General features: G+C 51.2%; 10 protein-coding genes. 1 reads left to right on the forward strand and 9 read right to left on the reverse strand.

From position 1 onward, the window contains the following. Position 1: 1 nt before the first annotated feature. Positions 2 to 1222 carry an SPFH domain-containing protein gene (locus ACX93W_RS17265; RefSeq protein ID WP_459393619.1) on the reverse strand — a complete coding sequence of 407 codons (1221 nt, stop codon included), beginning with the start codon at positions 1220 to 1222 and terminating at the stop codon, positions 2 to 4. Positions 1223 to 1483: 261 nt separating this feature from the next. On the opposite strand from ACX93W_RS17265, the gene ACX93W_RS17270 reads away from it, so the two are divergent. Beyond that, positions 1484 to 1873 (forward strand): hypothetical protein, encoded by a 390-nt coding sequence (locus ACX93W_RS17270; RefSeq protein ID WP_459393620.1) that lies wholly within the window; start codon positions 1484 to 1486, stop codon positions 1871 to 1873. Between the two features lie 102 nt (positions 1874 to 1975). On the opposite strand, the gene ACX93W_RS17275 is transcribed toward ACX93W_RS17270, so the two are convergent. The 8 genes from ACX93W_RS17275 to ACX93W_RS17310 all read right to left on the reverse strand — a co-directional run bounded on the left by ACX93W_RS17275 (position 1976) and on the right by ACX93W_RS17310 (position 14758). Then, a complete protein-coding gene (locus ACX93W_RS17275) occupies positions 1976 to 3346 on the reverse strand; it encodes an FAD-dependent oxidoreductase (protein WP_459393621.1) in 1371 nt (456 codons plus the stop codon). Between the two features lie 1914 nt (positions 3347 to 5260). Continuing rightward, positions 5261 to 6286, reverse strand: a complete 1026-nt coding sequence (locus ACX93W_RS17280; protein WP_459393622.1) for a glycoside hydrolase family 88/105 protein — start codon at positions 6284 to 6286, stop codon at positions 5261 to 5263. A 77-nt stretch (positions 6287 to 6363) separates the two neighbouring features. Next, positions 6364 to 7191: a carbohydrate ABC transporter permease gene (locus ACX93W_RS17285; RefSeq protein WP_459393718.1), complete on the reverse strand. Its 828-nt coding sequence runs from the start codon at positions 7189 to 7191 to the stop codon at positions 6364 to 6366. 86 nt (positions 7192 to 7277) lie between these two features. Continuing rightward, positions 7278 to 8207, reverse strand: a complete 930-nt coding sequence (locus ACX93W_RS17290; protein WP_459393719.1) for a carbohydrate ABC transporter permease — start codon at positions 8205 to 8207, stop codon at positions 7278 to 7280. A gap of 133 nt (positions 8208 to 8340) precedes the next feature. Beyond that, positions 8341 to 9690, reverse strand: a complete 1350-nt coding sequence (locus ACX93W_RS17295) for an ABC transporter substrate-binding protein (RefSeq protein ID WP_459393623.1) — start codon at positions 9688 to 9690, stop codon at positions 8341 to 8343. Between the two features lie 277 nt (positions 9691 to 9967). Continuing rightward, on the reverse strand, positions 9968 to 11281 hold the full coding sequence (locus ACX93W_RS17300) for an ABC transporter substrate-binding protein (protein ID WP_459393624.1): 1314 nt from the start codon (positions 11279 to 11281) through the stop codon (positions 9968 to 9970). Beyond that, positions 11278 to 12867, reverse strand: coding sequence for a response regulator transcription factor (locus ACX93W_RS17305; RefSeq protein ID WP_459393625.1), 1590 nt, complete (start codon positions 12865 to 12867; stop codon positions 11278 to 11280). The genes ACX93W_RS17300 and ACX93W_RS17305 overlap by 4 nt, the downstream gene beginning before the upstream one ends. Further along, the gene (locus ACX93W_RS17310; RefSeq protein WP_459393626.1) at positions 12842 to 14758 is read right to left on the reverse strand and encodes a sensor histidine kinase; all 1917 of its coding nucleotides are present in this window, start codon (positions 14756 to 14758) and stop codon (positions 12842 to 12844) included. Before ACX93W_RS17310 ends, ACX93W_RS17305 begins: the two co-directional genes overlap by 26 nt. Positions 14759 to 14878 lie beyond the last annotated feature (120 nt).

The following is a 14878-nucleotide window of genomic DNA, read 5'->3' on the forward strand; positions in this document are numbered from 1 at the left end:
TTTATTGTCCTCCCGTCGCCTGGCTTGCGCCGCATAAATGGCAAAACTTCGCGTTGCCGGGAATCGGCTCCTTACATACAGTGCAAGGCTTGGGCAGTGCCGTCCCGCATTCATGGCAGTTCGCGCTATCCTCCGCAACATCGGCGCCGCAAGATGGACATGCATGATATCGATCGCCGCATTTTGCGCAAAACTTGGCGTTTTCCGAAAGCGCTTCTCCGCATTTATCGCAGTGATGCGTTTTTGCCGCCGGAGCGGCAGCCTTTGACGGAGGTTGCGTTGTTTTCCCGCAGGCGCTGCAAAATAGTGCGGATGCCGTTACCTGCGCGTTGCAATGCGGACAGGCAGCCGCTGTCTCCATCGCGCCGGACAACTGCGATATCCCGTTGCCGAACGCGCCGCCAAGAGCGCCTCCTAATTGCGCGCCCATGAAAAGAGGGGCTGTGCTGCCGCTGTTTTTTGCCGCTCCTTCCAGCACGTCAAGGGAACGCTGCTGCTGATAGTTGAAGCCGACCAGATCCATTTCCATCCGCTTGTTCAGCACGCTGCGAAGCTTTTCGATGGAAGGATCGTCCTCGGGCACATTAATGTTTTCGAAGTAGAAATGATGAAGCTTGATGCCAAATTCTTTGAGCGCTTCGCTAATGCGGGCTTCGGCATGCCGCGAAATCTCGCCGACAAACGCGTTGATCTCCAGCGCGCTGATTCCTTTTTGCAGCAGGTATGCGGTCAGCACTTCCGTGATGGTCATGATGACCACGGCGCGCAAATGCTGGGTGAGCGCCTCGCGCGTAAATTGGGGCAGCGTGCCCACCAGTTTCAGCAGAAATCGCCGGCTGTCCTCGATCGTCAGGCCGAATTGGCCGAAAGCACGGACAGGCACCATAATGTTGAATTTGGCGTCCTTGATTTGAATCGGGGAGCTCGTCCCCCATTTAATATTTAATACGCTTATTTTATTGACATACCACACTTCGGCGGCAAAAGGAGATTTTCCGCCAAAAGGCAGGTTAATGAGATGGTTTAATATAGGAATATTGGCCGTACTCAACGTATGGCGTCCCGGGCCAAAGCTGTCCAGCGCTTTGCCGTCCTTGAACAAAATAGCTTCCTGCGTTTGATTGACGATAAGCTGGGTCCAAGTGCCAAGCTCTTCGTCGGGATGTTTCCATGCATATACATCCGGCGAACCGTCATATTTGACTACGTCGATAATTGCCAAAATTACTACACCTCTTGTGTCCTGATTTAGGAAAATAGCCCCATTCCTAACTCTATTTTAATAGAAAGAGTGGTGGTCGGCTACCATTTTTGCCAGATTTGCCGCACAATCGCATTATTGAAGGAAAGAGCGTCCTGCTGTAAAATGAGCTAAATAAAAATCATTCTCAATCGCGCTTTCGGATTAGGGAAGTTGATGAGCGGCGGCGCTGTTTTTAGAGGCAGATTTTCAAGGGCAGAGTTGAATCTGCGTTAGCAAAGCATGTTATTCTATCAGCTGTTATGCGAATGGACGGACAGCGAAGCCATTAATCTGGAGGCGGTGCTGGAACTGGCGCCGGATCTGCATCTTGTCAAGAACGGCATCGGCGAGCAGGTTTATGCCGAGTTGTCCAAAACTCCGCCTACGATCGCTTTAGGCATTCCACCGCGCGATGCAGACGTCAAGCAGGATCGATCCAAATCGGGGACTGGAGTCCGAGAACGGTATAAGGGTTCTTTTATAAGCATAAAAAAGACGGGACAACGAAATCAGCTGCTGACAGACTACATCGTCAACGATTTCGTGCCCCATCTTGACCTTCTCTTCTGCGCGGAATCCGAAGCTACGGGCGCCAACCTGCGGGTGATGTGGTTGCTTGTGGCGCAGTGAGCCATCCCAGGCTTAGCAATAGGCCTATGTTATTGAGTTATTCTTAGGCTTAGCATAGGCCTATCCCCTCGCTCGAAAAATCGGACTGCTCGAACTAGCGTTTTAGACGGTTTGCAGGTTCTCCGCTTGTTGCACCTCTGCCTGCAAGCCTGCTTGGTTGAGCAGGTTCCAAGGTTTGTTGTAATGCGGCTGGAAGAAGAAGTCGACAAAAGCGAGCTCATCCATTGTCATCTTGTTCTGGATGCAAACCGACATCGTGTTGATGCTTTGCGTCAAATCCGCCTTCGACATCACTTGTGCGCCTACGATGACGCCTGTGTCGGCCATGTAAACCACCTTCAGCGTTACCTTTTCGTAAGTTGGCATAAATTCAGGGCGGTAGTTATCCTCGATTGTAACATTTTTCACATTCAAGCCTGCGGCAAGGGCAGCCGTTTCGGTCAAACCTGTCGATGCGATATTATAGTCGTAAATTTTGATACCCGATGTCGCTTGCGTACCCAGGTATTTCACGGTTGGCTGAAGCAGGTTGCGGGCAACCAGTGTTCCCATGCGAACCGCATTGGTCGCAAGCGGGATGTAGGCATGTTCGCCGGTTGGATTGTAATGAACCGCGCAGCTGTCGCCGGCTGCGAACACATCCGCCTTGCTTGTGCGCATGTACTCATCCACCATGATCGCTCCGTTCGGAAGCATATCCACTTGACTCTTCAGCAGCTCAGTGTTTGGACGGAAGCCGATGCAGAGCACAACCATGTCCGCCTCATATTGGCCCTTGTTGGTCACCACAGTTGCTACCTTGCCTTTGGCATCTCCTGCAAACGACTGAACCGTTTGGCCAAGCGCAAGCTCAACCCCTTTTTCCAGCAAATCCTGCTCGGTAACATCTGTAAATTCTTTGTCCAAATATTTGTACAGGACGCGGTCCATATTATCAATAAGAGTAACTTCCTTACCCAGCATTTCAAAAGCTTCCACCAGCTCGATGCCGATATACCCTGCGCCTACGACGGCGATGCGGCGGGCATCCTTCGCTTTTTCGATGATGGCTTGAGCGTGATTGTAGTTTTTGCACAACATGATGTTATCAAGATTGATGCCGTCCATTTTTGGAATGATCGGCCACGAGCCAGTAGTGACAACCAGTTTGTCAAAATGATGCTGGAACTCTTCGCCGGTTTCCAGGTTGCGGGCGCGCAGCGTCTTGGCATCCGTATCCACCGACAATACATCGTGCCGCATCAGAGTGGTTACGCCAAGCTCAGCGAGCTGTGTTGGCGAGGAGTAGAACAATTCCTCGGCTCTTTGGACTACGCCGCCGACATGAAGGGCGATGCCGCACGACAGGAAGGAAATATTATCGTTTCGTTCGAACACGGTAATGACGGCTTCGGGATATAATTTAGCCATATTTACAATAGCGGCAGTTCCAGCATGGGTGCATCCGATCACAGCAATGTTAAGTGGTTTCATCAGGTATTACCTCCCAGGTTTGTTTTATAGGCTCTACATGTTTACAAGCATGTCGGCTGCGGTTCCTTGAGACACGCGGGATATGTTTGAAGCATACCCATTTCTGCAGACCGATATGAGAATTAATTCACAACCAATCGCGCTAATGTGATTTGTTTCACAAGCTTATGTCACTATAATAAATCATCCTTCCAAAAAAGACAATGGCTAATTTGTGACAAAATTCACATCCTGGATTGCAGGCAGTTTATATCAAGGTGGCTCGAGGTTATGTCAATGCGACCGGTTCAAGGGTTCAAGGTAGCTAATTTCAAGGTAGCTCGTTTTAAGGCACACGTTCCAAGGTAGCTCTTTCAAAGTAGCTCGTTTTAAGGCACACGTTCCAAGGTAGCTAATTTCAAGGTAGCTCGTTTTAAGGCACACGTTCCAAGGTAGCTCTTTCAAAGTAGCTCGTTTTAAGGCACATGTTCCAAGGTAGCTAATTTCAAGGTAGCTCGTTTTAAAGCACACGTTCCAAGGTAGCTACTTTCAAGGTAGCTCGTTTTAAAGCACACGTTCCAAGGTAGCTCTTTCAAAGTAGCTCGTTTTAAGGCACACGTTCCAAGGTAGCTAATTTCAAGGTAGCTCGTTTTAAAGCACACGTTCCAAGGTAGCTAATTTCAAGGTAGCTCGTTTTAAAGCACACGTTCCAAGGTAGCTACTTTCAAGGTAGCTCGTTTTAAAGCACACGTTCCAAGGTAGCTAATTTCAGACAGTACTTTGCTGGTGTGACTGTTTTTAGGTAGCTGATCAACTAGGGGGGAGGAGACGAATGATGCCCTGCTCTTCAGGTAGTCATATGATTCCTATATGACTTTGTTACATGACAAGCCCGCATCACCTGCTCTAGTGGACATAAATGTCCATTAAAGGCCAAATCTGAGGCATTTGAGTTTTGTAACGGCCATGTATGTCCGTTACAACCCAATATGATGCGATTATTGGCTTATTTCTGGTGCTAACGGACAAAAATGGCCGTTAAAAACAGAGATTGCAGTTTTTTTAGTTCTAACGGTCAAATCTGACCGTTAGCGTTAGCCTCATGCCTAACCTCGATTAGCCTTTTGGTGATCAGCCCGTCGAATTTCGGTTAGTCCTCAGCCAAATAGATCGTCTAGTCCCCCAACTCCTTGGATGGCACCTTGTCTGCCCGCGATTAGTCTTTTACTGAGCAGCCTTTCGAGTTCGGTTAGTCCTCAGCCTAATAGATTGTCTAGTCCCTAGCTCCTTGGATGGCACCTTGTCTAACCTCGATTAGTCTTTTGGTGAGCAGCCTGTCGAGATTCGGTTAGCTCCCTGATTAACAGCCTGTCGAGATTCGGTTAGCTCCCTGATTAACAGCCTGTCGAGATTCGGTTAGCCCCCTGATTAACAGCCTGTCGAGATTCGGTTAGCTCCCTGATTAGCAGCCTGTCGAGATTCGGTTAGCTCCCCGATTAACAGCCTGTCTAGTTTCCGCTAGCTCATTGTTTGTCCCCTAGTCTAATCCCCTCAAACTGTTCGAGCAGCAGTAGATCATTGCCGACTTGTGATACAATCACCGCCAAGTGGGAGTGTGCTCAATAACATTAAAGTCCTTTGGATTCTCATTTTGTACAGTATTGATAAGTATTGACACAAAAAAGGCTAACCAGAAATAAAAGGCTAGCAAGAAATAAAAGGCCAACCAGAATTTCTGGTTGACCTGATAATACGAAGCTGGGCAGAAACGCGAACGCTTCACTCCAACTTATGTGTGCGAGTTAAAAAACGCGAACGCATCTCTCTGACTTATGCGTGCGAGTTAAGAAACGCGAACGCATCTCTCCGACTTATGCGTGCGAGTTAAAAAACGCGAACGCATCTCTCCGACTTATGCGCGCGGGTTAAAATCTTTTACCAATCATGGCGTTCCAGAATCTCCGCCAGGAAGGCGAGGGCAAGACCTTGGCCCCAGCCCTGGATGCGTTTGCTGGAGGTGTTGCGGTAGCCGTCCGCATCATCCATCACGGCGGTTCCGGCGGAAACGCCCATGACCGCGCCATCCTCGCGGATTTGCGACAGGATGCCGGTAATGCTTTTGTTCACGTATTTGTTGTAGATCCGTCCCCGGGTCAGCAACGCAGCGGCGATTCCCGCAGATCCTGATGTCTCCAGATAAGAGGTATCGTCGGTTAACACGGTATGCCACAAGCCGGATTCATGCTGGAGGCGGACCAGCGCGCTGAGCTGATCGCGCAGCGAACCTTCGATGATCATAAAAGCGGGATGCTGAACTTTGACATACGGAAATGATTTGGCCATCGTATAGGCGGCCCAGGAATTGCCGCGGCACCAGAACACGCCTGACATATGATTGCGGTTGATATTGTCCCATCCATGATAATACAGATCCGTGGCAGGGTCCTGCAGCAGGTCCTCATGGCCGTGGTATTGCCGGAGGCCGTCCCAATAATAATCCTCGCGGTCCAGCAGCTTGGCCATTCTCAGCAGAAAATAACCGGCCATCATCATCGTATCGACCCAAGCTTGCTCAGGGAAGTCGTTTGCGCCGGAACCAACCGTATGCTGGAAGATGCCGTCGCCGAAACGAACGGCTTCGTTCTTCAAATATTCCGCCATTTCGCTGGCGATGGAGAGATATTTCTCTTCCCCGGTCGCCTGGTAAAGCGTAATCAGACAATGGCCGATCGAAACCCGGTTGACGGACAAATCGGGCAAGCCGTCCTCCAGATTTTCATCCACCCAGCCTTGAAGCAGCTCGATGTATTCCTTGTTGCCGGTCGCTTCATAAGCACGGGCTACGCCATAGAAAGCGACGCCGGCAGGCCAATCCCAGGTCAGGTCCATACGAAAAGTTCGTTTGACAACACGATCGATCGCTTGCTTGATCTCTTGCTCATCATAAATAAGAGGGGGCATAATGTCAGATTCTCCTTTGCCATACTTATTACTATTGTCCGTTTTCGTCTGAATGCTTCCGAATAAGCGTTCATTCATTAGCCTTTAAGTCCGCTTGTGCTTATTCCCTCTACAATATAACGTTGAAACAGGAAGAAAATCAACAGAACGGGCACAAGCGACAAGCAGGACATCGCAAACATGGAGCCCCATTCCGAATAAGATTGCGAATCCAGGAACAATTTTAACGCCAGCGACACCGGATACATAGCAGGTTTGTTCAAATAAAGCAGCGGCCCAAGAAAATCATCCCATCTCCAGTAAAAGGAGAAGATTGCCGCCGTCGTCATGGCGGGAATAATGAGCGGAACGATAATCCGGTAGAATATGCCGAACTTGCTGCACCCGTCGATTTTGGCCGCTTCGTCCATCTCGCTTGGTATCGTCCGGATAAACTGAATGATCAGGAAGATAAAGAACGGAGCGCCAAAAAAGGCGGGCACAATAATCGGCTTGAAGGTCGAAATCCAGTCCAGGCTGTTAAACATGACATATTGCGGAATAATCGTTACATCGCCGGGAAGCATCATGGTCATCATCATGCAGCCAAACCAGAACCCCTTAAAGCGGAATGGAATTCGGGCAAAAGCATACGCAACCATGGCGGAGGAAGCTACGGCGCCGATGGTGGAAACGATAGCGATAATAAACGAATTTTTGAAAAAGGTCGCAAACGTGATGCCGCCGAAGCCGGCCCAGCCGCTGGTGTAGTTCTCAAACTGCCATACTTGAGGAATCAAGATATGGGAGTTTTGAAAAATATCCTGATTGCTTTTAAACGAGCTGGCGAACATCCATAAGACGGGATAAAGCATAGCAAAGGCGAGCAAGCCGACGCTGAGGTGGTAAACCAGTCCTCGCAGCATCTTCCTTCGCTTCCCGTGCCGGATGACCAAATCCTGTGCCGTCAGGGGAGAGGCTGCCGCATTTGTTTTTGCAGTGGGTTTCATTGTCACCGATCCCCTTTCGATTCGTAGTGGACCCAGAAGCGGGAGCTGAAGAACAGCAGACCCGTCATGATCGTAATGATGATCAGGATAAACCAGGCCATGGCCGAAGCGTAACCCATATCAAAAAACTCAAACGCGCGTTTGAACAAATAGAGCGAATACAGCATCGTTTTGCCCAGCGGCCCGCCTTGGCCGTTGGAGATGACGAATGCAGGCGTAAAGGTCATAAACGCGGCGATCGTCTGCATAATCAGATTGAAAAAGATGATAGGGCTTAGCAGCGGCAGCGTAATGCTGAAGAAGCGCCTGATCGGCCCTGCGCCGTCAACGCCGGCGGCTTCATAATAGGTTGAAGGTATATTTTTGAGCCCCGCCAGAAAAATAAGCATAGAGGAGCCGAATTGCCAGACGGATAATCCAACCAGCGCATATAAAGCGGTTGAAGGATGCGATATCCAGGAGGTGCTGGATTCAATGCCGATCGAGTTAAGCAGGGAGTTGAGCGCGCCTTTGTCGCCAAAGATTTGTTTCCACATAATCGCGACGGCGACGCTGCCGCCGATAATGGACGGCAAATAATAGGCAGTACGATAAAGGCCGATGCCCTTGGCCGCCGCATTCAGCAGCATGGCGACGAACAGAGCGAACGCAAGACGGAACGGAACAGATGCAAATACATAAGTAAATGTAACCTTCAGCGAGTTTTCCAGTCGCGGATCGTTTAACATCCGTGAATAATTGTCCAGCCCGATCCAGGCGGGAGGAGAGAGCAGGTTATATTGCGTAAACGAAAAGTAGAAGGATGCCAGAATAGGGTACAAGGTAAAGAGAAGGAAGCCGATCAGGAACGGCATCAGGAAAAAATAGCCGACAACATTATTGTTGTCCAGTAACCGGTTAGCTTTCATAAGTTTCATCCCCGTTTTCATGATGGGGGCGGCGGCTACATGCCGTGGCCGCCGCCGCTTCCGATGGCCTTACTGATTGTGAGCGGGTGAAGTCGCTTCCGCTGCGTAGGGCCTTACTGATTGCGAGCGGGTGAAGTCGCTCCCGCTGCGGAAGGCCTTACTGATTCCGTGCCAGGATGGCTTCCGCTTCCTGACGGAAGATGGATGCCGCCTCTTCGAGGCTGTATTGCTTGTAGAACAACGCTTCGACGGTTTCCTTCAGAGTGGAATATACTTCCGCTGCACCGATTGGTGGCGGAGCGCTGATCGGCGTGCTGTTTTCGCTTGCCCATGCCACATAATCAAACATTTTGTTCTGAATTTCGCTTAGCTCTGGACGAAGCGCCTCTTGGACGGCGGAGGAAATCGGTACGCCGCGTTCGCCCTTGATCAGCTTGTTGGCTTCCAGATCATTGGTGAAAAAGTCCAGGAAACGAGCGGCTTCATCCGCTGCTTTGGTGTTGTTGGTGACGGAGAAGAACATGCTTGGTTTCATGAACAGGCCTTCTTTGCTGCCAGGTCCCGGCAGAGGATGGATGTCCAGCTCCTTCTGCGCAGCAGCAGCCAAACCTACATATTGGTTCGACCACAGGAAGTCGGCAAATGCGGTTCCTTTGGCTACCGCGCCTTCTTCCCAGCTTGTGATAAGCGAGGCTTGATCCAGAGGCTGGATGGCTCCGGCGTCATAAATGCGCTGGAGACGTCCGAAATATTCGCCGAACAATGCATCGTCTTCATAACCAAGACCGGTTCCATCGGCTGCAAACAGCGTACTGCCCTTCGTCCGCAGGAAATAGTGGAAAAACTCTTCGCTGTTTGGCGGGCCGCTAAGGAAATAGCCCTTCGCTTGCAAATCGCCGGCAAGCTTCTCCAAATCATCGTAAGTCCAGTCTTTTGAAGGAAGCTCTACGCCGGCAGCCGCCAAAATTTCAGGGTTGTAAGGCAGGCCAAGCGCATTGGCGCCAAGGCTCAGGCCATACAGCTTGCCGTCGACAACGCCGCCGGATAATACGGTATCGGAAATGTTGTCGGTGTTGATTGTGCCGTTGTCCAAATACGGCTGCAAATCAAGCAACTGGCCGCGCTCCGAGTATTGGGTAATGACAGAGAGGTCCATCTGGATGATGTCCGGCAATGTATTGGAAGCGGCTTGGGTTGCAAGGCGCTGCCAGTACTCGTCCCAGTTTGCGAATTCGGCTTCGATGGTGACATGTTTATTTTTTTCCTGGTATTGCTTGATAACCTCTTGCGTGTAGTCATGGCGTCCCTGGCTGCCCCACCATGCGATGCGGAGCGTAACCGGCTCCGGTTCGCCGCCGTTGTCCCCGCTGGCCTCCGGCGTGCTGGATGCCGGCGCGTTTGTTGGGCTGGTTTCCGGGTTGCCGCTGCTGCCCGAGGAGCAGGCCGCCACCAGAGAAAAGACGAGGATTAGCGACAGCATGAGCAAAAACGATTTTTTTTGTTTCACGTGTTCAACCTCCTTTTTTGTATAAAGCCACTTTCTGATTTCATTATGCCATCGCGAGCGAAGCGCTTGAATTCAGAGAACAGTGGGAAATGTTCAAAAATCAGAGGTGTGCGCAATAACGAAACACCGCGCGCTGAAGTCAGCGCGCGGTGGCGAAAGATGGGACATATGCGGTGGAGGCCGTGGACGTGGATATGGATTGTCTTGCCGATCAACAGCCGTCTTACTGATCCTCCCTCGATTTCGGTATATGGATCGCCCGAGGGCGTGCGCCGTTTTAATTTCGGGAAAGAATCAATGTAGCCTCCTTGCGGAACAGACGGGCGGCGTCAGCCGGTTCGAGCTCGCGGAACTTCATTCTTTCGTTGATTTCCCGGAACAGCTCGATGACCTCCGCAGCCCCTGGAGGATCAATTGCGTCAATGGGACTGCTGTGCTGCTCCGCCCAGGAGATGTAGGAGAACACCTTTTGCTGGTCCGGACTTAAATAAGGCGTCAGCTCCTCCTTGACGAGGGCGGAGACGGGGACGCCGCGTTCCGCGTTAATCAGCTTGTTGGCCTCCAGGTCATTGACGAAGAAGTTAATAAATCGCGTCGCTTCCTCCTTGCGGGCAGAATTGGCGGAAATCGAAAAAAACATGCTTGGTTTCAGGAACATGCCTTCGTTTACGCCTGGTCCGGGCGGATGGTGGATGCTGAGCTGGCGATCCGCTGTTTGCTGCAGTCCGATATATTGGTTGGACCAATGCCAGATGCTGATGGCATCGCCGGTTACAACGGGATCGGCATCAATGCCGGTAATCATGAGCATCTTCTCCGGCGGAGGCGATCCGCCCTGAAGCATCAACGAAATCGTGCGGGAGAAATAATCCTCGAACAATTTGTCATCATCATACCCAAGGGATCTGCCGTCCTTGCTATACAAGGATTTGCCGTGCGTGCGGAGATAATAGCCGAAATACACCTCGGGCGTCAGGCCGGTTTCAAAATAGATCCCTTTTTTCGCGGCGGCAGCGCCAAGTCTGCTGTAATCCTCCCATGTCCAGTTGTCGGGGAGCTCCGCGAGGCCGGTTGCCTGCTTCAGCAGTACGGGGTCATAGTTGATTTGAAGCGCGTTGACGCCCAGGCTGAAGCCGAACAGCTTGCCGGACATTTCCCCACCTTGAAGGACTGCTTCGTTAATAAAGGAGGTATCCAGAATGCTGCCGATATACGGCGTCAAATCGGCGAGTTGGCCTTTTGAGCTGTATTGGGCAATATAATTCAAATCCATCTGAATGATGTCGGGAAGCTCGTTCCCGGCTGCCTGCGGAGCCAGGCGACGCCAGTAATCATCCCAGCTTGCGTACTCCGGTTCGATTTTGACATGGGGATTCTTCCGTTCATAAAGCTCGATAACCTTCAGCGTATATTCATGCCGGGGTTGGCCGCCCCACCAGGCAAGTCTCAGCGTAACGGGCTCGCGGAGCGATAATTGCTGTGAATGTCCATTGCCGCTGATAATGGCGCTTCCCGAAAGAGAACAGGAGGTCGTTGTGAACAGAAGCAGCAGAAGGAGGAGCAGCGCCTTCTCCGGTTTGCGGCGGCTCATACCCGGCCCCCTTCCTCATGGCCGGTCAATTGCGGAACCCGCTTGTATTCCGAAGGAGCGCAGCCCATGTATTTTTTGAACACTTGGCTGAAATATTGCGGATTATCGCCATAGCCCAGACGATCGGCTACCTCAAAAACCTTGATGTCGTCGCTTTCGTTCATCAACTTAACGGCCGCTTCAAGCCGGAGATTGACAACGTAACCGGAAAATTTGAGCCCCAATTCCTTTTTGAACAGCTTGCCCAAATAATCCGCGTTCATATAAAGCATTTCTTTGGCCACCCAATTCAGCGTCAATTGCGGATTGCCGAGATTGGACTGGATAATATCCAGCACTTTATGAATGACGGCGGAATGCTGCTTCAGATTTGATTCATAGTAGTTCCGGGTTATGTTGTCTGCGGCGGCATCTACCAGCTCGTGCAGCGCCGGCAGCGTATCCAGCTTCTCCAGCAGCGTCAGACGTTTCATATAGGCGCCAACCTCCCCGGGAACGGCCAGTCGGATGATCGACAAATAAAATGGAATGACATAGGACTGGGTTACGGCAATATCCAGCCTTGCCTCGGACAAAGTATCAAACCATTGCCGGATGCCGGCTTTGACCTCCTGCTGTCTGCCTGCCTTTACGAGCAGCAGAATGCGCTCCGCTTCGCTCTCCAGGTCGATTTCCGCGGAACGGGGACTGCGTACCACGTCCCGGCTTGTAATAAGGCTGCCTTCTCCAAGATAGAACCGGTGTGCCAGACATTCCAGCGTATCGTGGTACAGCTTGCGGGCATCTGTCATGTCGCCGGCTTCGCTGAGCGAAATCGTCATGTCGATCCGGTAGTAACCCAGAAAAATTTCTCTTGTTTTTTCCACCTTCTCCAGCAGCTCGGCTTCGCTTGGCGGCTCTGTTACGAGCAGCAGCACGCGTTCGCCGATTGTTGTGCCGAGCAGCAGCGTTCCTTTGTCCAACACATCTTCCGCAATATTTTTGACGGCGAACAGATGCTCGTATTCAAAACTGCCTTCCAGTTGAAACAGCACCAGCCTGACTTTGCTTGAAGTGAGGGGAATGCGGAACAGGCGGGTAAAAGAATCCCAATCGCGCGGGCCGTAGGTTTTGTTGGTTACCATCTCTTTGAGCAGCTGCTCCTTGGCATGAGGCAGCATCGCGGCGCATTCATGCTGCAGCCGATCCATAAATGCCTTTCGCGCATTCCGTTTGTCCAGCTCCTCGACAATTTCCTCAAGCGCCGAGGAAATGGCGTTTTCATTGCAAGGCTTGACCAGATAATGCGCGACTCCGTGCCGCATGGCTCCGCGGGCGTATTCAAATTCGCTAAAGCCGGAGAGCAATATAAAAACAATGCCGGGACGTTCCTGCTTTACCTTTTCGATGAGCTGAAGGCCGTCCATGCCCGGCATCCGAATGTCGGTGATGACAATATCCGGCTCATGCTCTTGTATAAAGCGGGCGGCTTCGATGCCGTTGCGTGCGGTTCCCGCCAGCGTGGTGCCGTGGCGGCCCCAATCGATAATGCTGGAGATCCCCTCCAGAATAATAGGTTCGTCATCCACCAGCAGCACGTTGTACATGATGCTCCATCTCCTTCCGGTATGGAATATGGATAAGCACAGAGGTAAGGCTTTTCTCGCGTTTCAATGTCAATCCATAGGGCTGGCCGAACAGCAGCCTGATCCGTTCATGAATGTTGCGAAGGCCAATTCCGCCGGTTTTGCTCTCTTGTTTTCCGGCTGTTCTTGCTCCTTGGAAGCCGGGAAGCCCTGTTGATCGGGAACTGTCGTGTTCTGCTTCTTGCGCAAAAACAGGTTCAGCCGCTCTGCCGCCGTCCCTTGTCGCCTCCTGCCATTGCATGCTGCTGTGGGCGGGAAAGCCCGGGCCGTTGTCGGTAACGGACAGCGTGACTTCATTTCCGGTCTGCTCTGCGGTGATCGTAATGACACAAGTCTCCAGCATATTTTCCAATCCATGCTTGATCGCGTTTTCGACAAGGGGCTGCAGCGACATGCGCGGCAGCGAACATTGCAGCAGATGGGCCGGGACGTCGCTGGAGAAGGATAATCTGTCCTGAAACCGGAAGCCCTGAATGGTAATGTAATGCTCAACGGTAGACAATTCATCCTGAATCGTTGTTAACGCCTGCTTGTTGCTGATGGAGTTTCGAAGCAGGTAGCCCAGTGATTCCACCATGATGGAAATGCGCTGCTGTCCGGCCATTTTGGCCAGCCAGTTGATCGATTCCAGCGTATTGTACAGAAAATGGGGGTTTATCTGGGCTTGAAGCGCTTTGAACTCGGAATCCTTGATGGCGATTTGTTTCTTGAAATTTTCATTGATCAGCTCATTGATCCGATCCAGCATTATCCGGAAATTACGGTGCATCTGCCCTGCCTCGTCGCTGAAGAGCGGAAGCTCGCGGTCGGACTCCAGATTGGCGAAATCGCCCATTTGAACCCGCTTCATTTTGGAATTCAGACTTTCGATCGGACGGGTGATGCTGCGGGCAAACGAGATGGACAACAGAAGAGTCAACGCCACGATTGCGATCATGATCAGCAAAACAAAATGTTTGACGTTGTTGATGGCGTAAAAGATAGAGTCGTAGGGCGAAATGATCACATAGGTCCAGTTGCTATAGTTGGAGGGAAGATGGGTTGCAAAATATTTGTTGCGCTGCAGCTCGATGGTCGTATAACCCTGCGCTTCAGGGAGTTTGTCGCGAATACCGGCAAATACCTCCGGAAAGGAGCGCGGATAAATCATTTCGTCGCCGCTCATAATGATGAGCTGGACATCCTTGTTGTCGAGGCCGCGGGAGTAGTCGGCGATCAGTCTGTCGAGATGAACTCGGGTCATTATAAAGCCCAGCCGTTCAAGATCGATGTTGACATGGGAGAAGTAGGAGCGGATTTCCCTGGCGGCGATAAGGGAGTTGTCGCCTTGATCGGGAAGCGCCCAGATGTTGCCTCCTTGCCGCTTTTCGGCAAGCGCGCTGACCGCTTCTATTTTTTCAATCGGCGTATTGATCGGGCGGACCCCGGTGCCGTATTCATGATCATGGGTATCGACAAGCTGCATGGACAACACGTATTTCTCCGAGCCGCCCAGCGCCATCAGCCTTTCTTTTATATCGCGCGTTGTGACGAACTGCTCATATTCCGTATTGCCGTCTTTTATGCTGCTCAAATACGATTGCAGGGTAGCGTCGGTCGCCAGACGGAACGTGAGATTCTCCAGCTTGATCAGCTCGTTTTCGATGCCAAAAGAGGTGACGGACAACGATTGCGCGGCTTGCGAATGGATTTCCTCGTCATAGACGCGATAAACGTATTGCAGCACGATCATAAAGCAGGAGCAAACAAGAATCATGACAAAAAAGAACAGCAGGAAAAGCTTCTGCTTGATTCTCAGATTACGATAGAGCGCTTTCAAAAATGCCGCTTTTGTACGGGCAATGGAAATCACGAGAGCGCCTCCCCATACATGAAATGGATGTGTGAATAATCATTATACTATATCTTTTTTTGGCCGGGAGTATTAAATAACAGGGAATTTTGTTCATTTTACAGTGAATGTCTGCAAGTG

It is taken from the genome of Paenibacillus sp. CAU 1782 (genome assembly GCF_054551715.1).

What these genes read in the sequence shown, in the direction of transcription:
- ACX93W_RS17300 (WP_459393624.1), bottom strand. Translation starts at nt 11,281, where the DNA reads ATGAGCCGCCGCAAACCGGAGAAGGCGCTGCTCCTCCTTCTGCTGCTT.
- ACX93W_RS17285 (WP_459393718.1), bottom strand. Translation starts at nt 7,191, where the DNA reads ATGCTGCGAGGACTGGTTTACCACCTCAGCGTCGGCTTGCTCGCCTTT.
- ACX93W_RS17270 (WP_459393620.1), top strand. Translation starts at nt 1,484, where the DNA reads ATGTTATTCTATCAGCTGTTATGCGAATGGACGGACAGCGAAGCCATT.
- ACX93W_RS17275 (WP_459393621.1), bottom strand. Translation starts at nt 3,346, where the DNA reads ATGAAACCACTTAACATTGCTGTGATCGGATGCACCCATGCTGGAACT.
- ACX93W_RS17280 (WP_459393622.1), bottom strand. Translation starts at nt 6,286, where the DNA reads ATGCCCCCTCTTATTTATGATGAGCAAGAGATCAAGCAAGCGATCGAT.
- ACX93W_RS17305 (WP_459393625.1), bottom strand. Translation starts at nt 12,867, where the DNA reads ATGTACAACGTGCTGCTGGTGGATGACGAACCTATTATTCTGGAGGGG.